Raw genomic sequence first — 23,708 nt, 5'->3', positions numbered from 1 at the left:
GCGCCGGTGATCTGGATGGGCGACTCCAGGACCTCGCCCTTGTCGTCGGAGTCGCCGAGCCAGACGGCCATGCCCTGGCCCTTGATGACCTTGCGATGCTCGCTCTCGCGGCCGGTGAGCACGCCGACGTAGCGGGCCATGGTGAGCAGCTCGTCCTGGTACTCGGCCACGTTGACCCGGCCCGGACCAGCGCGACATGGCCGAAGAACTGCAGCCGGTCGAGGACCTCGCGCGGCGTCTCCTCGCTGAGCTGGACGGCCCAGCCGCCGAGCCCCATCAGCACCTCGGTAACAGCCACCCGGTCACCTCCTCACGGCAGCGGTGGTTTTCCCGGCAGCGCCCCGATGTACTGGTCCCGCAGGTGGATGGCCGTGTCGCCGGAGACCGCCGACCCGCCGCCCGCCACGGTGCCGAGGTAGAAGTCCATCGCCGTGCTCGCGGTCTTCACGAGCCCGCCGTTCGCGTGCGGGTTGAAGTTTCGGGCCGACCCGGCGGTCACCCGGTTGCCGTCGGCGTCGTCGCTGGTGCGCACCACGTACGAGGTGCCGTCCGTCAGCGTCTCCGCGGTGGCCAGGTAGACCGACAGGGTTCCGGAGTCGCCGCGCTGCACGTACCCCTCCGCGATGCGGGAGCCCCGCCGCAGGGTGAGGTCCAGGACGGTCCGGCCGACCGGGGAGCGGTGCTCGACCAGCCGGACGATGCACTGCTCCGGGTCGTTGCGCAGGATGGTGGCCGACTCCCACCGCGCCACCTGCGTACCACCAACGTCCACCCACCACGCCCGCGGCCGCCACACCCCGCCGACGAACGACGCCACCTCCAGCGAGCCGCCCGCCAGCAAGGGCCGCACCCGCAGCAGGCCGTTCGACAGCTCCCAGCCCGCCGCGTCCACCCGGTAGCCGGTGCCCACCCGCTCCCACCCGGCCGACAGGATCCGGGCCCGGCCGCGCATGTAGTCGCCGACGGCGCATCCCCACCGCGGCGACGCCCCGGCAGGCACGCCCCGGTAGACCGTCATCGGCCCGTCCGTGGTGGCCCGGGTCATCGTGCTCGGCAGGGTCGCGCCGGTGTGCAGCGCGTAGTGGCCGATCGGCGGCGCATGCCACCGCTCCCCGCTCAACCCGAAGTCGTTGGCGCGCCGGGCCCCGGTCAGCCGGGACTCCAGGTCGACGTCGGAGTCCGCGCCGTGGCGGCGCAGCGACAACTTCCAGGTGACCCACGCCAGCCGCTGGGCGAACCGGTCGACGTAGTCCGCGGACGCGTCGGTGATCGTGTAGTAGCCGTTCCGCTCGGACTTCTCCGCCCAGCGGGCGGGCACGAGAGCACCCACCAGGCCGAGCGCGCCTTCCATCCGCTCGAGGAGCTCCGCCCGGGTGATGAGCGGGGCGACCTCCTTGCCCTCCAGGCTCATCACCCGGGCGCCGTCGCTGTTGACGGTCTCCGACAGCGCGAACGTCTCCCGAAGGGTCAGCCGGCCGAGGATCAGGTCGCTCACGCGTACACCTCCCGATCCAGGTCCCGCAGCCCATTCCGCAGCTGCACCAGCAGGGTCCGGTAGGCGTCTGGCCGGGACGGATCCAGCACACCCTCGACCTGCATCACCAGGTCGCCCTGGATCGTCACCCCGCCACCGCCGGTACTCACACCCGCGGCTGCGGCTCCGAGGCCGCCCGCTGAAGCAGCGCCGAACGCTGCACCGGCCGGCGCGACGTCGGGCACCGCGAACGCGGACGCGACCCCGGCCATGCGCTCGGTGGCGGCCGCCACCATCGGCTCCCCCGCGTCTATGCCAATAGCCAGGCCCGCGGGGAGTTGCTTGCCGATCGCGGCGAACACCTTGCTGGGGCTGGCGATGCCGAGGATGCTGCGCAGCCAGTTGACCATGTTGGAGAACAGGTTCCCCAGCATGCTCATGAACGAATTCCACGTGTTGACGAACCCGTTCCACAGGCCGATGACCATGTTGTGGCCGATCGTGCCGAGCATGCCGCCCAGGTTGTTGAAAATCCCCATGATCGTGCCGGGCAGACCGCGCAGCCAGTTGATCAGGTCGTTTGCCCGGCCGATCGCGGCGTCTTTCATCTGCCCGAACCAGTCGCCGACCCGGCCGGCGAGGCTGCCGAGGTCGCCCACCGCGTCCATCACCCTGCCGGGCAGGCCGCGCAGCCAGTCCACGAGATCGCCCGCCAGCTTGATCGACCGATCTTTCATGTCGTCGAACCAGGCGGCGACCTTCCCGGGGATCTCGCGGAGCCCGTTGATCGCGTCCATGATCCACTGGACGGCCTTGTTGAACCAGTCCTTCAGCGCGTTCGCCAGATCCGGGATGATCGAGTGGCCGACCAGCACGTCGTAGAGCCACTTGAAGAAGCCGACGACCTGGTCAACCACCCACTTGAAGCGCTCGGCCAGCCACGCGATCACCGGCGTGATCGCCGTGACGATCTTCGAAGCGAGATCGACGATCCACTGGATCAGCTGGCCCAGCGCCGGGATGACGTGCTGCAGGACCGTCGCCACCAGCTGCACCAGCCACTGCACCAGCGGCATCAGCGCGACGATCAGATCTGCGGCGACCTGGATGATCGGCATCAACGCGTTGAGCAGCCCACCGAACGCCTCGACGATCATCACGACGACCGGCACCAGGGACTGGATCAGCGACGTCAGCACCGGCAGCACCGACGCGATCAGCGGCGCGAACGCGACCAGCAGCTCGCCGACGATGGCGACGATCGGCGTCACCGCCGGCAGCAGCGACACGAACGCCTGCAGCAGGGTGGCCAGCGACGGAGCGAGCGCCGTCAGCGCGCTCAGCAGCGCGGTGCCGATCTGCTGCGCCACCTGCGTGATGATCGGGATCAGCGGGGTGATCGCGCCGACCAGCATGGTGATGGCCTGCACGAGAATCTGCCCCAGCTGACCGGCCACCTGGGCGACGAGGCTGATCAGCGGCGTGATGACCGGCAGCAGACTGGAGATCAGCTGAACGATCTGCACGATGAACGGGGCGAGCACCTGCATCGCCTGGACCAGGACGGTGCCCAGCACCTGGGCGACCTGGCTGAGCGGCGCGAGCAGCGGCAGCAACGCCATCCACAGGCCCACGAACGCGGGTGTGACCGTGAACAGCTGCGTGATGATCTGCGTGACGATCGGGATCAGCGGCAGCAGCGCGGGCAGCAGCGCGCCCACGATGGCCGTCACCAACTGCGACAGCACCGGCACCAGCGGCATCAGCGCCTGCATCAGCTGCGTGAACGCCCCCAGCAGAACGGTGCCGACCTGGTTGGCGACCTGGCCGACCAGCGGGAGCAGCGGCGTCAGCGCGGGCAGCAGGCCCGACACGATCGCCGTCACGAGCTTCACGACCGGCTGCACCAGCGGCGCCACCGAGCTGATGAGCTGGCCGAACGCGCTCACGAGCGGTGCGAGTAGCGGGGTCAGCGCACGGATGGCGTCGGCGACCACATTGATGATCAGCGCCCCGATCTCCCCCAGTACCGGGGCGAGCGGAGCCAGTGCGCCCATCAGCGCTCTCACCGCGCCGATGAGTGCACCACCCAGGTCAGCGGCCAGCGCGCCGACCACCGGCAGCATGGGGGCAAGCGCCTGCAGCAGCCCCGACAGGGCCGTCGTCGCCAGCGTGATCAGCTGCGAGATCAGCGGTGAGACAGCGGTCAGGAACTGGCCGAACGCTCCCACGAGCGGTGCGAGCAGCGGTGTCACTGACGCGACCGCACCGGCGAGGCTGGTGGCGATCAACGCGGCGAACTGGCCGACGACGGGTAGCAGAGGCGCCAGCGCCTGCAGGACGCCGCCGATCGCCGCACCGACTGGCGCCAGAGCGGGAGCCAGGCCGCCGACCGCGGTACCGATCCCCTGGACGACGGCGGTGATGCCGGGCAGCAGCGCACCCACCGCCTGCCCGACGGCGGCGAACAGCGGGGTGATCGACGTCAGGACGGCGCCGATCGTCGCCCCCAGCGGCGCCAAGGCGGGAGCGAGACCGCCGACCGCGGCGCTGATGCCGCCGATGGCGGCGGAGACGCCCGGCAGCATGGCGGCCGCGGCGGCGCCGATCTGGGCGAACAGCGGAGCGATCGCCGCCAGCGCGGAGGCGATGGTCTGGCCGAGCGGCGCCAGAGCGGGGCCGATGGTCTGCACCGCGGCGCCGATACCGGCCACGACGGCGAACACGCCTGGGGCGACCGCGGACAGGGCGGGCAGGAGCGCCTGGATCGCGGAGGTGAGGATCGGGCCGACCGCGGTGGCCAGAGCCGCCACGGTGGGCGCCAGGGTGCCGATGCCTTCGGCGATGGCCTGGACGACGGGCACCAGCGCCCGGCCGGCTTCGGCCAGCGACTGGAACACGCTGATGAGCGCGGTCTGGCCGCTGGCTGAGTGCACCCACGCGTTGGCGGCGTCCAGCATCTGGCCGAGCACGCCGAGCGTGTTGACGCCGGCGCTGGCCATCGCACCGAAGACGCCGGAGACGATGCCGCCCAGGTCGGCGAGGATCGCGCCCAGCTGCTTGAACACGGCCAGCGCGCCGTCCAGCCACGCCAGTGCCTGACCGGACGCGGCGGCGTGGCCCATGAACCGGCCGAAATGCTCGACGGCTTCGGCGATGCCGGGCACCAGGCGGGCCAGCCAGCCCGCGCCGACGACGCCCAGGTCGCGGAATCCGGCCAGGAGCGGCTGCAGGGCGGGCAGCATGGCGTCGACCGCGTCACGCAACGACATGAAGATCGAGCGGATGGCCCAGACGGTTTCCGCCGACCGCGCGAATTCGACGAGTTCGAGCGCGCCCCGGCCGAACGCACCGGCCGCGTCAACCATGCCGTCGCGGACGGCGTTGATGGCGGGCAGCAGACTCCACATCTGCCCGACCAGCGGGCCAATCAGGGCGTCTTGAACGGCGTGCTTGATGCCCTGGAACGCGGGGGCCATCTGGAACAGCTCGTACGCCACCGCGGAGGCGGCGGCGCCGAGATCCTTGGTGCCTTCCATGAACGTCTCGTAGTCGCCGCTCAGAGCTGCGGCGAAGCCGTCCGCAACCCCCGCCAAGGCGACCTTGAGCGTGCTCATCGCCGCGGCCCCGAGCAGCACTCCACCCGGGAGAGCGGCGAGCGCGCCCGCGGCGGGGGCGAGCGCAGCCACCAGGCTGGCGACCTGGACAGCCGCAGCCCCGGCGCCAGCGGCCAGGGTGGAGAACACGCCGGCCGTGGCGGCGAGACGGCCAATCCCGGACACCAGGCCGCCCACCGCGCTGGTAGCCGACCCCAACCCGCCCACGAGGCCGCCGAGGCGGGGGGTGATCGCATCAAGAGCTCGGGCCGCGATGTCACCGACGCCGCTCAGCCGGCTGCCGAAGCCGCGGCCGAAGCCGTCGCCTGCGGCGTCGCCGAGGTCTCGGCCCTCTTCCTCGAACTTTCCGCGGTCGCCGCTTAACCCTCCGGCGGCGTGTGCGGAACGCCGGAAGCCGTCGGTGAAGCCGTCGCCCGCGGCATCACCCAGGCCCTCGCCTTCGGCGACGAACTTGCCGCGCTCGTCGCGCAGCTTGCCGTTGACGTCCCGCTTGAGGCGGCGCCCGAACTCGTCGGTGAAGCCTGCGCCTGCGGCGTCGCCGAGGCCTCGGCCTTCGGCGGCGAAGTGCCCGCGCTCGTCGCGGATGCGGCCCTGGGCGTCCCGGCTGAAGGAGCGCCCGAAGTCGTCGCCGGCCTTGCTTCCGGCGTCGTCGAAGCCGCGCCGTACGTCGTCCTTGACCGAGCTGGTGTCGGCGCGGACGCGAACGAACGCCTCAGCGAGGGCAACCAACGTGACCCCCTCGCCTGGCGTTATGGAGTTATCCGGCGAGCAGTTGGGCGATTACCCGCCTGCGCTCCTCCGGGTCCTGACGGGCCGGAGCGGCGGGCGTGAACAGGTCGTCGAACTCGACATGCGGGTCCGCTTCGACCTTCTCCAGGGCGTCGGCCAGGGCCAGGAGCGCGGTGGTGCGCAGCGTTTCGGCACGCCACTCGATCCACAGGGTGTGGACGACGTCGAGGAAGTCAGGCAGCGGCAGGTCGCTCAGCCGTAGGACACCAGCTGAGGCTCCTGCTTCGCCGCCGCCACCTGCTCGACGGTGCCCCGAGAGAAGGAAACGACCGTCTGCGTATCCGGGGCGATCTGCGGCCCATCGGAGGAGTCCGAGGGCCTGCTGGTAGGGCGGCCCGCGGCCGCCGTGATCAGGTCCTGCAGGATCGTCACCAGCGTCTCGCCGTCCGTGCCGTGCTTGCGGCAGTGGGCGCGGAACCGGTTGTAGACCCGGTCGCCGAGCAGACCCTTGTACACGTCAGCGAGGATCGCGACGCCCTCGGGGCTTTCGGAGTCCACGCCCTGGGTGGCCAGGCGCGCGTACTCCGACATGTCCATGACGCTGATGTCGCCCTCGCCGACGAAGGTGACGCCGTCGAGCTCGAAGTCGAGCGCCGGGGCGTCATGCTGGCGGCCCGCGGAGGTGTAGGAGCGTCTGCTCATCAGAGCCTCGCCATGTCGAGGATCGCCTTGAACGGGGCGCCGCCGTTCAGCGGCTTCTCCAGCTTGAACGAGCAGCTGATGGTGGCCTTCGCCGCACCCTTCTGCCGGCTCATCTCCATGCCGCCGGTCTGCAGGCACTTGCGGTAGATCCACCGCTCGGTGTGGTCTTCGGACTCCCACCCGAGCATGGTCCGCACCTCCTCGCCCAGCTGCGGCGGCTCGAACGTGACGGCGCCGGCGCCGGCGGTGATGGTGCCGCCGTTCAGCGCGGTCTTGAGGTTGGTCGCGGTGATCTGCGCCAAGGCGAAGTCGATGTTCATCTCACGCGAGGTGAGGGCGACCGCGATGGGGTCGAGCTCCTCGGCCACCTCGACGTTCTCGGTGTCCACCGAGTAGTTGAACGTGGAGCCTTCGGCGGTGTAGCCGAGCTGGATCCAGCCGGCCGACACCGACGCCCACGGGGTGACGAGGTCGTTGTCCGGGATTTCCGGGGTGCCGAGCGGCGCGATGTACAGGGTGCCGGGTCCGAGCGCGAGCGCTCCGGGGTTGCCACGAGGCATCAGGCGTCACCTTCCTTGCTGGTGGCCTGGCCGCTCGCGGTCTCAGGCATGGTCTGGGGGACAGCGGGCGGCTGCTCGGACTCGTCGGGGCGGCGGACGTGGTCGGCCCATCCGTATGTCTCGACGTGGCTGGGCGGGACGCGGTCGCCGGCGTTGAAGGCGCGTCCGAACTGGCCGCCGATGAACAGCGGCCGGGTGGCGATGTAGTACGGCGGCGCGCTGGTCTCGTCCTTGGCCGGTTCGGTGTCGACCGTCGAGGTGGCGTCCGCGGTGTCGGAGAGGGCCACCTCGCGGACGGACTGCGGCTCGCCCTTCGGCTGGTCCTGGCGGGCCATCAGGCGATCCTGAACACGCCGACCGTCACGGAGGTGACAGCCGAGTAGGTGATGGAGGCCTGGCCGTCCCCGCCGGCGTACATGCGCGGCAGCGGGATCTTCCACCGCTCTCCGGCCGGGATGGTGACGGCGCGGTCGGCGATAGCCAGGCCGTTGTAGGTGGCGGGGGTGGCGAGCGTCACCGTCTTCGACGACGCGTCACCGTTGTTCACTTCCAGCCACACGCCGTCGCCGGGGGTGGCGGTGTCGCCGCCGCCGGACGCGGCGGTGAGGGTGGATGCTGAGCCGCCGGGCACCAGCACCTGCGTGGTCAATGCCGCCATGGGGTTCCTCCAGGTCAGGCGAACAGTGGGGGTGGGTCAGAACAGGAAGAAGGAGGCGTCGACCAGGTACTGGTACTGCTCCCGGTCGCTGTCGTGGTTGTCCACGAGCAGCGGGCCGACGATGTCGTCGGCGGTCAGGCAGCGCGTCTCACCCATGACCGCGGGGGCGCCGCGGAGGTTCGCGACGGCGTTGGCGTAGGCGACCGCGGCGATCTCGGCCGCCTCGTCGGTGCCGGCGAAGATGCTCGCGCTGATGCGGGGGCTGTCGATGGTGTCTTCGGCTACCAGGTCCGCGCCGCGGCCGACCCGGGACAGCAGGGCGTAGGCGCCGTGGCCGGGCGAGCGGGGGTGCTGGCGGAACGCGCCGAGGGCCAGCGGGCGGCCCGGGCCGACGAGCGTGTCGAGGGTGTTGATCCAGGCGCGGACGGCGGTGACGGCGACGACGTAGCCCATGTCAGGCCCTGCGGATGTCGTCGAGCGCCGGCCGCAGATGCGGTTGAGGGCTGGTGCCGGGGTGGTTGACCTTTCGGGCGAACCGCACCTTGCCGTCGGAGCCGACCCAGCGCAGCCAGCCGCCGGGCTTCTTGGGCCGGATCACGTGCGGCCGGGTGCCGACTTCCATGAACAGGCCGTACGGCTCGCCCTGCGGGGTGCGGGCCGGGGAGGCGATGTCGACGTACAGGCCGAGCGCGTCGCGCCCCATCTGCCAGCCGATCTTTGACCGGAGGTAGCCGGACGGGCGGCCGCCGGACCCGCGCGGTGAGACCGGGGCCCGGCGCTTGGCGCCCTGGGTGACGATCTCCCCGTACCGGGCCATCTGGCGGCCGACAGGTCCGTCTGGGCCGTGGAGCAGTTCGTCGAGAGCGCGCTCGTTGAACCGGATGTCGATGCCCCGACCGCCAGCGGCCACGATCGCCTCCTACAGCAGGTAGTCGCCCGGCCAGGGTGGGACCGCAGGCATGGACCAGACGGGCAGCAGGGACCCCTCGGAGCCCGGGGAGGCTGCATCGCTGGCCGCGTCCACCAGGCGCAGCAGCGCGTCTTTCGCGCGCTGGTCGAGGCGGGCGGACACGTCGACGTCGGCGTCCCGGTCTGGGTAGGCGAGTTCGATGTCGGCGGCGGCGCGCAGCGCGGCGGCCTTCTGCGCCAGCGTCCGCAGGTAGGTCGGGGTGTCGGGGATCCGGCCGGCGACGGCGCCGAGCACCTCCGACACCGCGGAGGCGATGAACCGCTGCGCCTGCTCCCCGGTGGGGGTTGTCGTCGTGTTGAACGTCATCAGCAGGCTGTCGTCGCCCGGGGCTGCGGCGGTGGAGCGGGTACGGGTGGGGATGTGGTCGGCCACCTGCTCCAGTGACGGCGCCCATGGTTCAGCCACGAGCCCCTCCCTGTTCTGTTGTGGTGGGTGGCCCGGCCCCGGGGCCACGGAGGCGAACCCTGAGGCCGGGCCACGTTCTACTGCTGCTGGGCGCCCTTGAGGTAGCGGCCCTGCAGCTCCTTGAGGTTGAGCTGCTCCAGCTCGTCCCGGCGGCCGCCCTGGGCGACGCCGTAGTCGACGAGCTCAGCCTTGGACGAGCGGGCGTTGACGGCGGACTTCTGCTCCTGCTCCTGGGCGGGCGTCTTCGTCTCGGCCGGGGCGGGCTCCGGCGCGCCGCCGACCTCCTTGATCAGGCCGACCGACAGCAGGTGCTTGATCCGGTCGTCGGGCACGCCCGGCGGCAGGATCGCGTGCTGGTGGAACATGCTCAGCGCGGCCCCGTTCGGGGTGTCGATCGGCACGTTCGTGACGAGCGCCCCGATGACCTGGTACTGCTTCGACATGCGGGTCTCCTAGTCGATCGTGTCGACGATGCGGGTTGCAGCGCCCGGTTCCATGACGACGGGCACGGTGATGCGGCGCCCCCACACGTCCCACGCGTCCGCCTCGGCGATGCGCTTGGACTGCACCTGGACGGCCATCTCGTCGACGGTGTAGCCGGGGTCGACGTTCGCCTCGTCGGCCATGCCGCCGAGCTGTCGGCTGTCGAGGATCCACACGTCGTTGGTGGGCAGCCGCGCCGCGGGCGCCTCCACCACCACGAGGCCGGCGATGGTCTCGATCTGGCCGCCGTAGATGGGGTTGTCGGTGGTCTCCCGCCGGCGCAGCGCCGCGACCTTCTCGTCGCTGGCCACGATCGCGTAGGTGCTGCTGGACATCAGGATGGTGTCCGGTTCGTAGCCCATGTCGAGGTCGGAGATGGCGGCCTTGGCCACCTCGATCGCGCGCAGGATCTGCGGGGTGCCGGCGTTCCAGGCGCCCCCGTAGGTGTCGGCGTCGACGGTCGCGGTGACCGCGGAGGCGACTGCGGCGAGCGCCACGGCGTCGACCTTGGAGACGATCGTGTTGACGACCTTGCGCAGGACCCGGTCCAGCTCGTCGCCGGGCATGCGCTGCCGCTTGATCTTCTCGTCGGTCAACCTCGTGCTCTGGCCCCACTTGGTGACGGCCGCCAGGGCGGCGACGCCTTCGGCGGTGACCGCGCGCGGGTACTCTGACCCGGGCGCGACGGCCTCGACCGGGCGGGAGTTGATGATCGGCTCGGAGACGTCGTACAGGACGGCGCCGCCCGAGGACCTCAGGCGCTGGGTGAGGATCCGGTCGGCGACGAATCGCATGTCGGCGATGGTGCGCAGGCGCCGGCGGATCAGGGTCGGGGATTCGAGCATCCGGTGAATAGTGAGCAGGTCACCGGACAGGGTCGGGGCCCCCGGGGGGTTGACGGGCATCTTGTTCGTTCCTCTCGGGGGTTACCAGGCCATCCAGCGGACGGGGGTGCCATCCGTGGCGGTCGTCAGGGCGACGCCGATGACGGCGCGGGCGGCGGTGATGTCGGCGGAGGTGGCGGCGCCGGCGGCGGCGAGCGCCTTGACCTTGCCGGTGGCGCCCGCCTGCAGCTGGTCGGCGGCGGTGATCGCGCCGTCGGCGGTGCCCTCGTGGATGGTGCCGCGCGGGTAGACCGTGACGCGGCCGCCGGAGCCGGTGTCGCCGGCGGCGACGCCGATGAAGGAGGCGCTGCCCGCGGCGGCCGGGCCGACCGTGCCGTTGCCGGTGACCGCGAGGAGCTGGCCGCCGGTGATGGTGGCCGACGCGGTCAGGGTGACGGTGTTGCCGGGCAGGAAGATCGGGAGGTAGTCAGCCACGGCGGATCAGACCTTTCCGGGGGTGGAGAAGAACTGGTCGAACTCGTCGTCGCTGGGTCCGGTCGGCTCGCCGCCGGGCTCGCCGATGTCGGCCAGGGGGACCAGGCCGGGCGCCAGGGACGCGAGCAGCTGCTTGGTGCCCTCGGGGTCGGCCTTCCACGACGTCTGCCAGTGCTCGCGGCGCGCCGGCGGCGTCTTGCCCGCGCGGATGGCGTCCTCGATGGCGCGGTCGCGGTCCTCGGTGAGCTGCCGGGCGCGGGCGGCGACACCCTGCTCGGCGCGCTCACGCAGCTCGGCCAGCATGGTCTCGTCGATGGCGACGGTGCCCGGCGGCAGCGCGGCGGGCGCCGCGGCAACCGGCTCGGTGGGGGTGGTGGGTTCGGCGCGCTCGTTGAGCGCCTCGTCCACAGCGGCGAGGATGGTGGCCTCGTCAGCGTCGGCGCTCAGGCCGAGCCGCGTACGCAGGCCCTCGTCCAGAGCAGGCATAGCCTCTCCTTCGGTTGGGGTGGGCCCCGCGGCCGGCTCGACCGGGGGAGTCTGGGGTGCCGGGCTGGGGTCCGGCTCCGGCGGCACCACGGTGGGCGGGGCGGCCGGGTTGGCAGGCGTTGCCGGGGTGGGCTGCGCCGGCTGGGTGGGCGGCGGGGTGGAGGCTTCGGGCCGGGACTCGGCGCGCGACCCGTAGCGGATGACCCGCTCCTCGGCGGAGGCCGCCACCGCGGGGGCGTCGTCGTAGCGGACGACCACCCGGATCGGGTCGCCGAACGAGACGGCCTCCTCGCCGTCGCCGTCGCCGATCGTCACCGGGACGCGGGAGCGGCTGCCGCTGGCGTCGTCGATCGCGATGATCTGCATCGGGCCGAGCTCGATCGCTTCGATCCAGATGTCCCAGCTGCGCCCGTAGTCCGAGCTGTAGAAGGCGCGGCGGACGTCTTCGGTGGTGACCCCGGCGGCGATCTGGGGTGCGCGGGGGTTGGGCACGGGGTCCTCCCGGGTGGCGTGGACGGTGACGGCGATCGACTCACCCGAGATGGGCGATGGCGGGGTGGAGGCGGCGACGCCGTAGAGGGCGGCGACGTCCTGCAGGCTCTGGAGGGTGCCGATGCCGGGGGCGGCGACGCCGAGCAGCGCGACCGCGGTGATGACGAACGGGTGCAGGTGCCCCATCTGGCAGCGGAAATCGAACTGGCCCTCGATGCTGCGGTCGGGGTAGGCGCTGGCGATGATCTGGCCCAGCCAGCCGGGCATGCCCGCGTAGTCGCCGACGAGGGTACGGCCGGCTTCGGCGACGGCCAGGTTGTTGATGTAGCCGACGGCCGGGAGCCCGTCCCAGCGCAGCCCGTGCTCGTCGGGGTCGGCCTCGAGGTGGCCGAGCTTCAGCACCGGGCGGCGGACGGCGGGGCAGTCCAGGGCGGCGACGGCGGAGGCGAGGTCGCCGGTGCTGAACGTGACGGGCCCGGTGGACAGGTGCCAGGTGCCGGTGTGCATCAGCTCGACGTTCGCGACCGTCGCGAGCGGGGGTGGTGCGGGCACGGCAAGGTCAGGCACAGCGCACCTCCACGGGGGCGGGGATTAGGTCCAGACGGTGGCGACGATGCCTCTGCAGCGCAGCCGTCCGTCGCAGTTCAGGTAGCCGCCCGTGATGTACGTGGCCTTGGCTTCTGCCAGGTCAGCGAACTCCTGGCCGTCGATCTCCAAGCACTTCGGACAGGTGTTCACGTCGAGCACTTCGCTCGCGTAGTACGTCGCCTCCGGTGCCGCATCCAGCACGGCGAACCGGCCGTCGGACTGGGCCGCGGACAGGGCGCCGCCGAGCTGCTCGCGCAGCCACGCATCCGACAGCCCAGCGAGGTGGTCGGTCACCGCGGCGGCGACGTCCTCCCCCGAGGCGTCTGCGGTCGCCCGCCGGATCGCCTCCCGGGCCCCGGCGGAGGCGAGGTTGGAGGCGAGCAGCCCGCCCAGGGCCTGGGCCAGGGCGAGCAGGTGGGGTTCGTTGACGGGCGGCTGGTCGACGTCGACGCCCTGCGATGCGGCCTCGCCCACCATCTGGGCGGCCGACTGCTCGGCCACCGCGACCATGGCCGCCCCCAGCAGCTGGATCGCGGCGCCCGGGTCGAGCACCAGGTTCGCCAGGTCGGCGAGGTCTCCGGCGTCGATGATGCCGCGGATCTGCTCGGCCAGGTCGCTCCGCCAGGCGGCGGAGATGCCGGCCCAGTCGGCGAGCAGCTGGGTGAGGGCATCGGCCCAGACCGCCTGGATGGCGTCCGGGTCCATGCCGGAGTCGGCTTCGATGAGGGTGAGCTGCCGGTGCCCGCCGTCCTCCGATCCGGCGGCCCGCACCGACCGGGCCCGGGCCGTCCGGCGGCGCGCCTGCACCGGCGCCGGAGGCGGCTGCGGCGGAGCCGGGGTGGCCCGCTGCGGGAGCCGCCAGGCGCCGCGCACGTACGCTTCCAGCTCCGCGTCCGGCGTGATCGCGCCGCTGCTGATGAGCAAGTCGAGGGCTTCGGCGTTGACCTCGTGGCGCTGGCCGACGTCGGTGGCGACCACCCGCGGCGCCGGTTCGGTGTCGCCCCAGTTGAGGTCCACCGAGGGGACGACGGCGCCGAGGGTGGCGGTGTCGGCGAGCTCGTCGGCGACCGCCTGCAGGCTGAGGAAGAACAGCTCCAGCAGGCTGTCGCCGAGAGCCCGGGACCCGTTGCGGGTGTCGCCCAGGTCGAGGAGCCCGGCGAGCGCCATCTTCGACATCTGCTGGTCGAGGTAGCGGACGAACTCCATGGCGTCCGGCACCGATCCGGTCATGCCGGTGATGGCCAGCCGGAAGCCGGGCGGCAGGCCGACGCCCGCGGTGTCGCCGGCGCGCATGGCGGAGGCGAGGCGCTGGGATTCGGCGACCTGCGCCGGGGTCGCCCCGGGCGGGGCTTCGACGGAGGGGACGCCCATCCCGAAGCGGCGGATTGACGTGGCGTGGACGCGCCAGATTTCGTGCTTGAGTAGCCACGCGCCGTAGGCCGGGCGGAGCACGCTGCGGCCCGTCCAGGTCGCGCCTTCCCGCTCGTGCGCGTACCAGAGCAGTCGGTCCGCGGGGATCGGGGTGCTGACGGCGTGCTCCTGGCTGATGGACTTGAGGGTGCCGTCTCGGTGGAGGTCGATCGCGCGCACCGTGTGCGGCAGCCGCTCCCCCAGGTTGATCAGCCGCGCCAGGCCGTCCCGGATCTCGTAGCGGCGCTCGAACGGCGAGAACCCGTAGGTGAGGCTGAGCAGGGCGAGGCGGATGTGCTCGGACCAGCGCACGCCGCGGCGCCGCGCCCCGGATGGCCCAGTGTCGGTGCCGAGGATTGGCAGGCCCAGGTCGTCGGCGACGAGCTGCACGACCTCGTCCCGGCAGCCAGCCGGGTCGACGGCCCAGGTGGCTCGGCGGATGGGCAGGGTGTAGGCGGCGAGGATCGCGGCGAGCTGCGGGTCGTGGCGCATGCGCGCGTACGTCTGGATCGACGTCGGCCACATGAGATCGGGGATGATCTCCAGCATGTCGGCGTAGAGGTAGCCGTACAGGCCGGCGTCGAGGCCGCCGATGTCCCGGGTGGGGGCGCTGACCATCACGAACCCCCTGCTCAGTAGTCGATCGCCATGAAGTCGAGGTCTCCGGAGCCGCCGGTGGCCGCCGCGTACGCCTGGCCGATCACGCCGTCATCGACGGGCGCCCGACGGGCGGCGACCTGCTCAGCGTTCTCCTGCGGCAGCCAGTGCGCCGAGACGACGCGGGCCGCATACGAGAGCGTGTCGACCTGGTCGTCATGCGCCGCCGACGGGAACGACGCGAGCTCGTCACACCACTCGTCCAGCCAGTCCACCCCGGCTGGAAACCACACCCGGTGGGCTTTCATCCGGCTGGTCGCCGGAAGGGCTCGCGTGATCTTGTCGGTGTCCGCCGTCAGCGGCTGCACCGGAATCCCGGCTGCGGTCGCGTCGATCGCCAGCGTGGTGGAGATGAACGACTGCTCGATGAACACCGTGTCCGCCGCCCACCGCTGCTGTAGCGGCCGGACGTGGTCCCAGTGCTCGGCTTCGGACATCCGGCCGCGGTTGCGGCCCAGCAGGATGAGGTCACCGTCGCCGCTGATAGCCCAGGCGGAGGCGACGGTGTAGTCCGCGCTGGTGCGCTTGGACGCGGCGAGGTCGACGGTGATGAATCGCCAGCAGTCGTCCAAGGCGACGGCGCGGCCGCCGAGGTCGACGCGCTGCCCGGCGAGGACGCCGTGGCGGGCGGGGTCGGCGGGCATGCCCTGCCAGTAGCGGAAGTCCGCGCGGCGGAACAGGTTGCCCTCGGCGGCGGTCGGCGTCTGCTGGTAGATGCTGTTCCACACGTACGACGACCGGACGGTGCGCAGGTTCCGGAAGTAGCCCGGGGCCCGGTCCTGCACGGATACGAGTTCCTCGCCGGGGTGGCGGCCGAGCGGGTCCCGGTCCTCGGCGATGGCTGGGATGCGGACGATCCGCCACCGGCCGGGCTCGCGCTTCTCCATCCGCCCGGCCAGGTCGTCTTCGTTCCAGCGGGTCATCATCAGCACGGCCTTGCCGCGGGACGACAGGCGGGTGGAGCCGTTGGACTCCCACCAGTCCCATGCCGCCTCGCGGTAGGTCTGGGACTCCGCCTCGGCCCGGCCGCGCACGGGGTCGTCGACCAGGAGCACGTCGATTGGCTCGCCGGTGATGCCGGCCGCCAGGCCGACGCAGATGAGGCCGCCGCCCTGTTCGGTCTCCCACCGGCCTGCGGCGCGGGAGTCCTGGCGGAGGGTGATGCCGAGTTCGGGGTGATTGAGGATGTCGCGGCGGATCTGCCGTCCCCACCGCTCGGCCTTGTTGTCGGCGTAGCTGACGATGCCGATGCGCAGGGTGGGGTCGTGGGAGAGCAGCCAGGCCGGGGTGCGGCGGCTGATCTTCTGGGACTTGCCCTCCTGTGGGGGGCAGAACACCATCAGCCGGTCGTGGTCGTCGCCGTCGAACAGGGCGACGAGCTCGCGGTCGATGAGGTCGAGCATCGCGGTTTGCCGGTGGGTGTGGTCGAGGGCGGCGGCCATTGCGCCGGGGCTGGCCCATTTGCGGATCTTGGGCTGGAACATGCTGGCGGCGTGGCGAAACGCGGCGTCGGCGAGGACGGTCACGGCAGCACGCCGATGGTGAGCAGCCCGGACCGGCGCACCGGCTTGCGGTCGCCTGCGGTGAGACGGGTCCACACCACGTACTCGCCCGGCTCGTACGTGCGGCCGGTGCCGGGCCCGATGTGGATGGACGCCCACCCGGGGTTGTCGTCCTCCCAGGTGGCGGCGATGTAGTCGCTGTCAGCAGGCTCGTTCTCGGGGGACGCCCAGGGGATGATCGCGATGTCCGCGAGGAATCCGACGAGGTGTGCGGCCCAGAGCACGCGCACGTCCTCGTTCGAGGTCGCGGGGATCTGCGCCATCACGGTCACCTCCCAGCGTGTGGTGGGCCAGCGGCCCAGTCGGCTGCGGGCGGGCCGGGGGCCCAGTTGAGGGTGGGCGGGCCCACCGCCCCCCAGGCGAGGGCGGGCGGGCCAACCGCGGCGGGGATGTCGACCTCCACCACGGCGGAGCCTCCGACGGCCACCGCCACGAGGGCGGGCAGCTCGGTGGTCAGCAGCCCCGCAGGCGCGGTGATGAGCTGTGCGGCCAGGGCGACGGTGAGCGGCGGGAGCCCGGTGTCGGCGGCGCCTGTGACGGCCAGGCCGCCGGTGGTGCTGGCGGTGAGCAGGGGCAGGGTAATCGACGCCGCGGCGGTGACGTTGCCTGCTCCGGCGAAGCTGGCGGACAGCTGCGGCAGGTCGGCGGCGAGATGGGCGGTGTCGCCTTCGGCCGCCCCGGCGAGGTCTGCGGTCAGGGCTGGCAGCGTGGTGTCTACGGTGCCGGTGACCGTCAGGTGGCCGGTGGCGGCCGCGTCGAGGGCGGGCAGGGTGAGCGCCGCGGCGGCCGATGCTTCGACGCTGGCGGCGGTGTCGGCGGTGAGCGGCGGCAGGGTGATGCCGGCCGAGCCGCCGGCGGAGACCGTCCCAGGGAGGTGCGAGTCGAGGGCGGGCAGGACGGTGGCCGTGCTGCCGGTGATGCTCGCCGCAGCTTCGAGGTCTGCGGCCAGGGTGGGGAGGGTGGCGTTGAGGCCTCCGCCCAGGGCCGCCCCATCGACATCCGCCTGCAGGGCGGGCAGGCCTGCGGTGAGGGCGCCGCTGGTCTCCACGGCGGCGGCGAGCGTGCTCTCCAGCGTCGGCAGCGTGGCGGCGAGGTGGCCTTCGTAGGAGGCGCCCGCCGCGGTGGCAGCCAGGTTGGGCAGGTCGGCTGCCAGGTTGGCGGAGGCCTCGGCCGTGGCGGTGAGCGCCGCGGTGAGGGCGGGGAGTTGCCAGGTGGCGGCACCCGCGCCGGGGACCGTGCCGCCGGTCAGGGTGGCGGCGAGTTCGGGCAGCTGCGCGCCGAGGGTGCCGGTGGCGTTGGTCGACGCCTGCGCTGCAGCGCTGAGCGGGGGAAGGCCCGCGGCGAGCAGCCCGCTGGCTCGGACGGTTCCGGCTGCGTCGGCGGCCAGGGCCGGGAGCGCGACGCTGGCGGCGCCGGCCGTCTTGGCGGTGGCGGCCGCCGTCGTCTCCAGCGCGGGGAGGCCTGCGGTCAGGGTGCCGCCGTATGCGGCCCCGACCACGCCCGCACTGAGCGCGGGGAGGGTGGCGGTGAGCGGTCCGGCCGCCTCGACGGTCGCCGCGGCGCTGGCGGTGAGGCTGGGCAGGGTCGAGCCTGCGGAACCGGCGACGGACACCACGCCCGTCGCGGCGGCGCCCAGGGCGGGCAGGCCCGGGGCCGCCGTGCCGGTGACGGCCGCAGCCCCGGCGGCCGCAGCGTCGAGGGCGGGCAGGCCAGCGGTGAGGGACCCGGCAGCGGTCGCAGCCCCGGCCGCGGCGGCATCGAGTGCGGGAAGGGCTGCGGCGAGGGTGCCGGTGAGGGTGGGTGCGGCGGTGGGCAGCAGCAGCGTCGGGGCGCCGATGCGCCAGGAGATGGGCGGCCCGTCAACGGTGGTGGCGCCGGTGCCGCCGCTGAGGGTGCGGCCGTTGCCGCTGTAGTCCGCGGTGCCCGTCGTCAAGAACGGATACCAGCAGGTGAGGTTGCTGAACCGGCGCGGCGTGTAGGTGTAGGACTCCTGCTGCATCTGCGCGATGGACAGCGTGGTGCCGTGCCACATTTTGAATGCGGCCAGGTCGCCGTTCAGCCACTCGGCGTTGAAGCCACTCTCGCCCAGCAGGAGTCGGGTGGCGGTGACGTTCGCCTTCTGCCCGGTCCAGGATCCGGCGGTGAACGTGCTGCTGTTGGCGGCCCGGTACTCCCAGTTGCCGGCCGCGCCGTTGATCGTGACCGCGAAAAAATACCAGGTGCCAACGGTGAGAGGGGCGGTGGCGCCGACGGTTCCGTCGGCGTCGTAGACCTCCATGGTGGTGCCGTCGGCAGCGGTCTGCAGCCCGTACAGGTCCAGGCTGGACGCCCCGACGTCCCAGGCCGTGGAGAAGGAGTTGCGGTCGGCGTTGAGGCGTACCCAGCAGCAGACGGTGAACTGGGTGATCGACCCGAGCGACAGGGTGCGGTTGTAGTCCTGGGCGTCTGCGCGGAATCCGACGGCCACGGCCTACCTCCGGTCAGGTGTCGGAGTAGGCGAGCTGCCAGCCGATCAGGACGGCGTCTCCGGCCATGCCGTCGGCGGCGTTGGCGGGCAGGCGGGCGATGCGCATCCAGCAGGCGTCGCCGTCCGCCGCCGAGTTGAGGGGCCCGGATCCGGTGAGGGTGATGGAGCAGGTGTGCAGCCGCTGCCCGGTGGTGGTCAGGTGGGTGTCGGTGACCGTGGCGGCCGTGCCGAATGCCCTGGTTTCGACGTCCTGGGTGTCGGCGTCGGGGGTGATGGCTGCGAGGGCGGCTTCCCAGACGACGGCGTTCGCGACGGCGGTGTCGGCGTACCAGTCCAGGGTGACGATCATGTCCACGCCGGCCCCGTAGTTGCGGAGCTTGAACTGCCAGTACGCCAGCTCCGACACGGTGCCGTCGTAGTAGAGGCCCATCACGGGGTAGTTGGTGCCGTTGATGGTCTTGAGCTGGGGGAACGCTGTGGTCTGAAAGAGGGCGGCGTCGGGGGTGAAGGTCTGGTAGACGGTGCCCATCAGCCGTCCTCCTCCGCGCGCAGGCGCCCGGCGCGGCGCATGAGGATGTAGCCGACCAGCTCGAACTTCAGGGCCGCGCTGAGCTGGGCGCGGGCCGGCTGCGGGATGGCTGCGTTGAGGGAGGTGACGTTGGCGTCCAGCCAGTCGTCCATCGCGGCAACGGCGGCGGCGAGGTCAGCTTTGCTGACGGCGGGCAGCGGCGTGGTCTGCTCGCGCATCCACTGGGCGAGCACCCTGCCGCGGTTGACGGTGGTGAGAGCCATCAGCCGGCGGGCATGGTGACGGTGCCGGAGGTGATCTCCACGTTCACGCCGACGCTGATGGTGGTGGTGTTGAGCTCCAGCTGGCCGCCGCCGCCGGTTGCGGTCACCGCCCCGTCCAGGACGGTCGCGCCCGTGCTGTCCTTCAACCTGAACCAGCCGGCCGTGCCGGCGGCGACGCCGGTCGTGGTGCGCGGGGTGCCTGCCAGGGTGGCGACACCGGTGGAGGCGGCGCCGAAGGCGGGGTCGGCGAGGGTGAAGGTGGCGAGCAGCGTGCCGGACGCGGCGTCGTTGGCGCTGGCGGGCTGGGAGCCGGTGCGGATCTCGATCGTCGCTGCGCCGGCTCCGGCGTCGGCGAGGTCGACGACGGCGTCGGCGGCGGCGTTGCGTGCGGCGGTGGGCAGGCGGGTGGCCACGGCGGCCCTCCTCGGGGTGTTGGGAGCCGCACGGCGGCGGGGTCAGGGGTGTCAGCTGGCGTAGACGGTGCCGGGCGTGAGCAGCGGGATTTCAGGCTCGGCGGTGATGCGCACCCACACCTGGTAGAGCAGGCCCTTGGTGAGCGGCAGCGCGGTGTCGGGGCCGATGAGGATCATCGCCTTGAGCTGGCCGCCTTCGGTGATCCACTGGGCGGTCAGCCAGTCGCCGGGGGCGGGGTCTTGGCCGACCGGCAGCAGCGCGATCTCGGGTGGCAGGGATCCCAGGTCCGCGGATCCTGCGATCGGCGCTTTCAGGTACTCCTTGGACTGCCACGGGATCGTCAGCGACGGGCCCACCACGCACCTCCCGTCTCAGGTGGTTGGGGGGCCGGACGACCAGGTGCGGCGCAGCGGCAGCGCGGTCGCGTCGCGGTCGCGCACCTCGGCGGCCCGCAGGCTGTCGGTGACGGCGACGGTGTCGCTGATGCTCTTGGGGATGATCTCGATGTACGTCAGACCATCCGTGACCGTCACGACGTCGGCCAGGCCGGCGGCAACGGAGGCGGTGAGCGCGTCGGCGACGGCGACGGAGTCGGCGATCACCGGCGTGGGTAGGACGGTCAGGTTGTCGGTGACGGTGGCGGTGTCGGCGAGGTCGACGGGGACGCCGCCGCCGAGCCCGTCCAGGGCTGTGACCGTGTCAGCGAGTGGCACGGTGACAGCGACGGCGAGCGCGTCGGTGACCGTGACGGTGTCGGTGAGGGAGATCGCTCGCTGCACGGTCAGCGTGTCGGTGACCGTGATGGTGTCGGAGATGCTTTTCTCGGCGTCGCCTGACCGGGGGATGGTCCGGTCGCGGTAGCGGGCCATCAGTCGGGGGTGGTGACCGCCCACGGGTAGGACCGGCCGGTCCCCGCGGTCTGCTTGAGGGTGATGGTCGCCGTCTGCGGGACCGGCACCGGAAGCGAGATTTTGATGGGGACGTCCTGGGCGCCGACGAACGTCGCGAAGTAGACGACCCGCTCGGTGCCGGCGGACAGGACGTTGGCCTTGATGCGCAGTTCCAGCTCGTCGGCGGTGCCGGTGCCGTGGCTCATGGCGTTGGTGTCGACGTGCAGCGTGTACGTCTTGCCGCTGGCCAACGTCGTGAGCGTGTGCTCGGTGTTGACCGTCGCGGCCTGGGTGCCGGACGCGGTGATCGTCAACGACATGGCCGCCTCCTCAGTAGGTGAACCCGTAGACGGCGACCTCGACGGGCGTCGTGACGCTGCCCGTGGTCACCGCGCAGCGGGCCGCGAGCCGGACCCCGGCGGGGATGCTCAGCGACAAGGGGTAGAAGTCGGGGCTCATGGGCTGCAGGTATTCGTTGGTGTCTGCGGCAACCGAATGGTCGGGGATGATCACCGTTTCGGAGCCTGAACCGCCGACCGCGATATCGACCGCGTAGCTGGCGGCCAGGTGGGTGTTGGTGCTGCCTTGCACCATCACCATCAGCGCGTGGATCGGCCGGGCTGTTGAAGCGGTGAGCTGCACGTAGGAGCCCTTGACGTTGGCGGTGCCGGATGGGGTGACCGCTGTGCCGCTAGAGGAGGCGGGCACGGTGCCGTAGGAGGTGATCCGTCCGGGCGTGGAGATGCCGGATTCCGGCTCCGCCATGAACCCGGTGGCGGCTGTGGGGATGACCTGGCTGGTCGCTGTGGTGGCGATCCGTGCCCGCAGCGTGGCCCCGGCAGGAACGTGCAACGGGAAGCAGATGGAGGCGTTGAGGCGGCTTCCGCACACGATGTCAGCGGCGACGATCGTTTCGGATCCTGCGCCGCCGATGGCCAGGTCCATGATCATGGCGCGGTCGCCGGCGCTCAGGTTCGAGGAGAACAGGCCGAGGTTGATCCACCCGACGGGCGCTGACAGGCCGGACAGCAGGGTGAGGTAGGAGCCTTTGGTGTTGGCAGAACCTGACGAGGCCAGGTTGACCTGCGTACCGGCGACGACCCGGGTGGGAAATGGCGGGATGGGCCATTGCATGATGATCTACCCGAACGAAACGGAGGCCGTTGCCGCCCACGTCTGCCCGTTGGCCTTGCTGCCCTGGGCGATGGCCGTCTTGTGGTTGAACAGGACGGCGTTGACGGTAGCGCCGCTGGTGACGGTGGGGGCGCCGATGTCGATGCCGAACTCGTTCCACGCGAAGTTGCCGTCGGCTGCTGCGAAGGTTGCCTTCAGGGTGAGCACGCCGCCGGACGTCTGCGGGTAGGTGGCATCCAGCACCTGGAACCACCGGTTGGCGCTGCCGGCGGAGGCGGACAGGTCGGTGTCGCCGATGGCCGCGGTGCCGGCGCCGTTGCCGACGCCGATGCGCGCGCTGGTGGCGACGATCGCCTGGCCTCCGCCTGCCGTGAGGAGGGAGGTGAGGCGGGTCAGGCCGGCGGTGGTGGCGAGGTTGCCGTGGACTTCGGTGGTGAGGTACGGCTCGACGCCGGCCCGGGCGAAGTCGGCGGGGGCCGGGGCGAGCAGGCCGGTGCGATGCTGCACCCAGCCGGTCTGGTCGGCGTCCCAGCGGCGGACCGTCCAGTGGGTGGTGGCCCGCACGGTTTCGTTGGCGGTGGGCATGTGGGGTCACCCTCCAAGCAGGTCGGGGTGGGGATGAGGTCAGAGGGTGAGGGCGGGCAGCAGGTCGGCGAGCACCCAGCAGGCGAGGCCGGCGGCCAGGAGGCGGGGGGTCTGGACGCCGAACGCGGCCAGCAGGAACGCGATGAGGGCGGCGACGAGAAGGATCACGGCGAGCGGGGACATCGAGGCTCCTGAAAGCAGAGCGAAGGAAGCGAAGGGGAAATCCCTAACCGGAGTACGCCAAACGCCTGCGGAGGCTACGTTCCGGTCATGGCAATCGACTGGGGCGACGCCTCCGCATGGGCTGCATTCGCTATATCCCTTGGCGCCGCGGGCTTAGCGGCCCGCGGCCTGAAGTGGCAGAAGATCTCAGCGGAAGCGACTGTGAAGTCGGCCAACGCTGCCGAAAAAGCCACCGCGCTAACCGAGTTGATGGTCAAGAGCCAGCTCGCTGGCAAGCCGGACGCTCATCAAGGGCACGACGTTAAGTGGAGCCTTGAGCGTAGGAAGGATCGCTTCATCCTCCGCAACGTGGGGACGGCCATAGCCACGGACGTCAACGTTGACGGGAAGGGCATCGCCAGAGTGGCGTCACAGGTTCCGACGGATGCCGCTGTACGCCCTGGGGAGTCGGTGAGCTTCATGATGGCGGGCAGCTTGGCCTACGCAGTTCCCGACGAAATCGAGGTTACGTGGGGCGGGCATCCGGAGCCGATGATTTTGCCGGTGCCGCCTCGCTGATCAGGCGGCGGCGCGGTGAGCGTTGCGCAGGCGGTCGCGCAGCTCGTCACGCGCCTCGGGGGTGGCGGGGACCTTGTCGCCGCGGTAGATGCAGCCGTCGATCGTCGCCAGGTCGGCGAAGTCGTAGAAGACGGCGCGCCCGGGCCGACCGAGCTTGCGGGCTGCGTAGCGGCGGGCCCATTGCCGGATGGTGATCGGGCTCTTGCCGAGGCGGGCGGCGGCGACCTGGGCGGTGACGGGGTCGGTGGTGTGGGGGTTGATGGTTCACCCCCTGAAAACGCGTGATGCCCTCCGCCTGGGGCGTGAGGGCATACGGGTTCTACCTGCGCGTAGTGTTACACAATTTTGCGGATGGGGCTAGTTGGCTGTCACATGGTGGTGGTTGTGCAGCTCAGCTCGGGTTTCTGCGGCGCGTTGAGGGCGGGCAGCAGGTCGGCGAGCTGGTGTTGCTGCTCGGGGGTGAGGCGGGCGGTGAGCAGTCCGTGGAGGTTGAGGATCGCGTCGCCGTTGGGGCAGGGGACGACGTCGCACGGGAGGGGCGGGGTGGCGAGCATGATGCCCCTATTCTCCCAG

General features: G+C 71.8%; 29 protein-coding genes. 2 read left to right on the top strand and 27 right to left on the bottom strand.

The features are described 5' to 3' along the window. Positions 1 to 310: 310 nt before the first annotated feature. Both ABD832_RS04245 and ABD832_RS04240 read right to left on the bottom strand, forming a co-directional pair. Positions 311 to 1,495: a hypothetical protein gene (locus ABD832_RS04245; RefSeq protein WP_344888573.1), complete on the bottom strand. Its 1,185-nt coding sequence runs from the start codon at positions 1,493 to 1,495 to the stop codon at positions 311 to 313. Further along, positions 1,492 to 5,820: a phage tail family protein gene (locus ABD832_RS04240; RefSeq protein WP_344888570.1), complete on the bottom strand. Its 4,329-nt coding sequence runs from the start codon at positions 5,818 to 5,820 to the stop codon at positions 1,492 to 1,494. Before ABD832_RS04240 ends, ABD832_RS04245 begins: the two co-directional genes overlap by 4 nt. Before the next feature lie 22 nt (positions 5,821 to 5,842). Here ABD832_RS04240 and ABD832_RS04235 point away from each other — a divergent pair, with 22 nt between their 5' ends. Then, positions 5,843 to 6,082: a hypothetical protein gene (locus ABD832_RS04235; RefSeq protein WP_344888567.1), complete on the top strand. Its 240-nt coding sequence runs from the start codon at positions 5,843 to 5,845 to the stop codon at positions 6,080 to 6,082. Here ABD832_RS04235 and ABD832_RS04230 read toward each other — a convergent pair. The 24 genes from ABD832_RS04230 to ABD832_RS04115 form a co-directional block, all read right to left on the bottom strand. Further along, complete coding sequence (locus ABD832_RS04230; RefSeq protein ID WP_344888564.1) at positions 6,073 to 6,522, bottom strand: hypothetical protein; 450 nt, start codon at positions 6,520 to 6,522, stop codon at positions 6,073 to 6,075. The two genes, ABD832_RS04235 and ABD832_RS04230, sit on opposite strands and share 10 nt — an antisense overlap. After that, a complete protein-coding gene (locus ABD832_RS04225) occupies positions 6,522 to 7,082 on the bottom strand; it encodes a phage tail tube protein (protein WP_344888561.1) in 561 nt (186 codons plus the stop codon). Before ABD832_RS04225 ends, ABD832_RS04230 begins: the two co-directional genes overlap by 1 nt. Continuing rightward, positions 7,082 to 7,417, bottom strand: a complete 336-nt coding sequence (locus ABD832_RS04220; protein ID WP_344888558.1) for a hypothetical protein — start codon at positions 7,415 to 7,417, stop codon at positions 7,082 to 7,084. The genes ABD832_RS04225 and ABD832_RS04220 overlap by 1 nt, the downstream gene beginning before the upstream one ends. Further along, entirely contained in the window at positions 7,417 to 7,740 is a 324-nt protein-coding gene (locus ABD832_RS04215) for a hypothetical protein (RefSeq protein WP_344888555.1), read from the bottom strand. Before ABD832_RS04215 ends, ABD832_RS04220 begins: the two co-directional genes overlap by 1 nt. Before the next feature lie 36 nt (positions 7,741 to 7,776). Beyond that, a complete protein-coding gene (locus tag ABD832_RS04210; protein ID WP_344888551.1) occupies positions 7,777 to 8,193 on the bottom strand; it encodes a hypothetical protein in 417 nt (138 codons plus the stop codon). A gap of 1 nt (position 8,194) precedes the next feature. Next, entirely contained in the window at positions 8,195 to 8,650 is a 456-nt protein-coding gene (locus tag ABD832_RS04205; RefSeq protein WP_344888548.1) for a hypothetical protein, read from the bottom strand. A 9-nt stretch (positions 8,651 to 8,659) separates the two neighbouring features. Beyond that, positions 8,660 to 9,115 (bottom strand): hypothetical protein, encoded by a 456-nt coding sequence (locus ABD832_RS04200; RefSeq protein WP_344888545.1) that lies wholly within the window; start codon positions 9,113 to 9,115, stop codon positions 8,660 to 8,662. 77 nt (positions 9,116 to 9,192) lie between these two features. Next, positions 9,193 to 9,558: a hypothetical protein gene (locus ABD832_RS04195; RefSeq protein ID WP_344888542.1), complete on the bottom strand. Its 366-nt coding sequence runs from the start codon at positions 9,556 to 9,558 to the stop codon at positions 9,193 to 9,195. Between the two features lie 9 nt (positions 9,559 to 9,567). Beyond that, entirely contained in the window at positions 9,568 to 10,503 is a 936-nt protein-coding gene (locus ABD832_RS04190) for a phage major capsid protein (RefSeq protein ID WP_344888539.1), read from the bottom strand. 21 nt (positions 10,504 to 10,524) lie between these two features. After that, positions 10,525 to 10,917 (bottom strand): hypothetical protein, encoded by a 393-nt coding sequence (locus tag ABD832_RS04185; RefSeq protein WP_344888536.1) that lies wholly within the window; start codon positions 10,915 to 10,917, stop codon positions 10,525 to 10,527. 6 nt (positions 10,918 to 10,923) lie between these two features. Further along, entirely contained in the window at positions 10,924 to 12,462 is a 1,539-nt protein-coding gene (locus tag ABD832_RS04180) for a phage protease (protein WP_344888533.1), read from the bottom strand. Positions 12,463 to 12,486: 24 nt separating this feature from the next. Further along, the gene (locus ABD832_RS04175; RefSeq protein ID WP_344888530.1) at positions 12,487 to 14,511 is read right to left on the bottom strand and encodes a phage portal protein family protein; all 2,025 of its coding nucleotides are present in this window, start codon (positions 14,509 to 14,511) and stop codon (positions 12,487 to 12,489) included. 14 nt (positions 14,512 to 14,525) lie between these two features. Continuing rightward, positions 14,526 to 16,076 carry a phage terminase large subunit gene (gene terL, locus ABD832_RS04170; protein ID WP_344888527.1) on the bottom strand — a complete coding sequence of 517 codons (1,551 nt, stop codon included), beginning with the start codon at positions 16,074 to 16,076 and terminating at the stop codon, positions 14,526 to 14,528. After that, positions 16,073 to 16,375: a hypothetical protein gene (locus ABD832_RS04165; protein WP_344888524.1), complete on the bottom strand. Its 303-nt coding sequence runs from the start codon at positions 16,373 to 16,375 to the stop codon at positions 16,073 to 16,075. The genes terL and ABD832_RS04165 overlap by 4 nt, the downstream gene beginning before the upstream one ends. Before the next feature lie 5 nt (positions 16,376 to 16,380). Continuing rightward, entirely contained in the window at positions 16,381 to 18,579 is a 2,199-nt protein-coding gene (locus ABD832_RS04160; RefSeq protein ID WP_344888521.1) for a serine/threonine-protein kinase, read from the bottom strand. 13 nt (positions 18,580 to 18,592) lie between these two features. After that, entirely contained in the window at positions 18,593 to 19,108 is a 516-nt protein-coding gene (locus ABD832_RS04155) for a hypothetical protein (RefSeq protein WP_344888518.1), read from the bottom strand. After that, positions 19,108 to 19,371, bottom strand: coding sequence for a hypothetical protein (locus ABD832_RS04150; RefSeq protein WP_344888515.1), 264 nt, complete (start codon positions 19,369 to 19,371; stop codon positions 19,108 to 19,110). Before ABD832_RS04150 ends, ABD832_RS04155 begins: the two co-directional genes overlap by 1 nt. Continuing rightward, positions 19,371 to 19,784 carry a hypothetical protein gene (locus ABD832_RS04145; RefSeq protein WP_344888512.1) on the bottom strand — a complete coding sequence of 138 codons (414 nt, stop codon included), beginning with the start codon at positions 19,782 to 19,784 and terminating at the stop codon, positions 19,371 to 19,373. Before ABD832_RS04145 ends, ABD832_RS04150 begins: the two co-directional genes overlap by 1 nt. A gap of 51 nt (positions 19,785 to 19,835) precedes the next feature. Then, positions 19,836 to 20,144: a hypothetical protein gene (locus tag ABD832_RS04140; protein WP_344888509.1), complete on the bottom strand. Its 309-nt coding sequence runs from the start codon at positions 20,142 to 20,144 to the stop codon at positions 19,836 to 19,838. 12 nt (positions 20,145 to 20,156) lie between these two features. After that, complete coding sequence (locus tag ABD832_RS04135) at positions 20,157 to 20,654, bottom strand: hypothetical protein (protein WP_344888506.1); 498 nt, start codon at positions 20,652 to 20,654, stop codon at positions 20,157 to 20,159. Further along, entirely contained in the window at positions 20,654 to 20,995 is a 342-nt protein-coding gene (locus ABD832_RS04130; RefSeq protein WP_344888503.1) for a hypothetical protein, read from the bottom strand. The genes ABD832_RS04135 and ABD832_RS04130 overlap by 1 nt, the downstream gene beginning before the upstream one ends. Positions 20,996 to 21,005: 10 nt before the next feature. Then, positions 21,006 to 21,809, bottom strand: coding sequence for a hypothetical protein (locus ABD832_RS04125; RefSeq protein WP_344888501.1), 804 nt, complete (start codon positions 21,807 to 21,809; stop codon positions 21,006 to 21,008). A gap of 6 nt (positions 21,810 to 21,815) precedes the next feature. After that, positions 21,816 to 22,394, bottom strand: a complete 579-nt coding sequence (locus tag ABD832_RS04120; protein WP_344888498.1) for a hypothetical protein — start codon at positions 22,392 to 22,394, stop codon at positions 21,816 to 21,818. Between the two features lie 39 nt (positions 22,395 to 22,433). Next, positions 22,434 to 22,577, bottom strand: coding sequence for a hypothetical protein (locus tag ABD832_RS04115; RefSeq protein ID WP_344888495.1), 144 nt, complete (start codon positions 22,575 to 22,577; stop codon positions 22,434 to 22,436). Between the two features lie 87 nt (positions 22,578 to 22,664). Here ABD832_RS04115 and ABD832_RS04110 point away from each other — a divergent pair, with 87 nt between their 5' ends. Continuing rightward, complete coding sequence (locus ABD832_RS04110) at positions 22,665 to 23,135, top strand: hypothetical protein (RefSeq protein ID WP_344888492.1); 471 nt, start codon at positions 22,665 to 22,667, stop codon at positions 23,133 to 23,135. Positions 23,136 to 23,503: 368 nt separating this feature from the next. On the opposite strand, the gene ABD832_RS04105 is transcribed toward ABD832_RS04110, so the two are convergent. Continuing rightward, positions 23,504 to 23,689 carry a hypothetical protein gene (locus ABD832_RS04105; protein ID WP_344888489.1) on the bottom strand — a complete coding sequence of 62 codons (186 nt, stop codon included), beginning with the start codon at positions 23,687 to 23,689 and terminating at the stop codon, positions 23,504 to 23,506. Positions 23,690 to 23,708: the final 19 nt, after the last annotated feature.

Source organism: Streptosporangium longisporum (genome assembly GCF_039534895.1).
Classification (GTDB): Bacteria; Actinomycetota; Actinomycetes; order Streptosporangiales; family Streptosporangiaceae; genus Streptosporangium; species Streptosporangium longisporum.
The sequence above is the reverse complement of the archived record's forward strand: the minus strand, read 5'-3'. Positions and strand labels throughout refer to the sequence as shown.

What these genes read in the sequence shown, in the direction of transcription:
- ABD832_RS04235 (WP_344888567.1), top strand. Translation starts at nt 5,843, where the DNA reads ATGGAGTTATCCGGCGAGCAGTTGGGCGATTACCCGCCTGCGCTCCTC.
- ABD832_RS04225 (WP_344888561.1), bottom strand. Translation starts at nt 7,082, where the DNA reads ATGCCTCGTGGCAACCCCGGAGCGCTCGCGCTCGGACCCGGCACCCTG.
- ABD832_RS04115 (WP_344888495.1), bottom strand. Translation starts at nt 22,577, where the DNA reads ATGTCCCCGCTCGCCGTGATCCTTCTCGTCGCCGCCCTCATCGCGTTC.
- ABD832_RS04135 (WP_344888506.1), bottom strand. Translation starts at nt 20,654, where the DNA reads ATGGCCCGCTACCGCGACCGGACCATCCCCCGGTCAGGCGACGCCGAG.
- ABD832_RS04210 (WP_344888551.1), bottom strand. Translation starts at nt 8,193, where the DNA reads ATGGGCTACGTCGTCGCCGTCACCGCCGTCCGCGCCTGGATCAACACC.
- ABD832_RS04130 (WP_344888503.1), bottom strand. Translation starts at nt 20,995, where the DNA reads ATGTCGTTGACGATCACCGCGTCCGGCACCCAGGCCGCGACGGTCAAC.
- ABD832_RS04125 (WP_344888501.1), bottom strand. Translation starts at nt 21,809, where the DNA reads ATGCAATGGCCCATCCCGCCATTTCCCACCCGGGTCGTCGCCGGTACG.
- ABD832_RS04155 (WP_344888518.1), bottom strand. Translation starts at nt 19,108, where the DNA reads ATGGGCACCGTCTACCAGACCTTCACCCCCGACGCCGCCCTCTTTCAG.
- ABD832_RS04220 (WP_344888558.1), bottom strand. Translation starts at nt 7,417, where the DNA reads ATGGCCCGCCAGGACCAGCCGAAGGGCGAGCCGCAGTCCGTCCGCGAG.
- ABD832_RS04195 (WP_344888542.1), bottom strand. Translation starts at nt 9,558, where the DNA reads ATGTCGAAGCAGTACCAGGTCATCGGGGCGCTCGTCACGAACGTGCCG.
- ABD832_RS04120 (WP_344888498.1), bottom strand. Translation starts at nt 22,394, where the DNA reads ATGCCCACCGCCAACGAAACCGTGCGGGCCACCACCCACTGGACGGTC.
- ABD832_RS04175 (WP_344888530.1), bottom strand. Translation starts at nt 14,511, where the DNA reads ATGGTCAGCGCCCCCACCCGGGACATCGGCGGCCTCGACGCCGGCCTG.
- ABD832_RS04105 (WP_344888489.1), bottom strand. Translation starts at nt 23,689, where the DNA reads ATGCTCGCCACCCCGCCCCTCCCGTGCGACGTCGTCCCCTGCCCCAAC.
- ABD832_RS04110 (WP_344888492.1), top strand. Translation starts at nt 22,665, where the DNA reads ATGGCAATCGACTGGGGCGACGCCTCCGCATGGGCTGCATTCGCTATA.
- ABD832_RS04150 (WP_344888515.1), bottom strand. Translation starts at nt 19,371, where the DNA reads ATGGCTCTCACCACCGTCAACCGCGGCAGGGTGCTCGCCCAGTGGATG.
- ABD832_RS04190 (WP_344888539.1), bottom strand. Translation starts at nt 10,503, where the DNA reads ATGCCCGTCAACCCCCCGGGGGCCCCGACCCTGTCCGGTGACCTGCTC.
- ABD832_RS04230 (WP_344888564.1), bottom strand. Translation starts at nt 6,522, where the DNA reads ATGAGCAGACGCTCCTACACCTCCGCGGGCCGCCAGCATGACGCCCCG.
- ABD832_RS04165 (WP_344888524.1), bottom strand. Translation starts at nt 16,375, where the DNA reads ATGGCGCAGATCCCCGCGACCTCGAACGAGGACGTGCGCGTGCTCTGG.
- ABD832_RS04215 (WP_344888555.1), bottom strand. Translation starts at nt 7,740, where the DNA reads ATGGCGGCATTGACCACGCAGGTGCTGGTGCCCGGCGGCTCAGCATCC.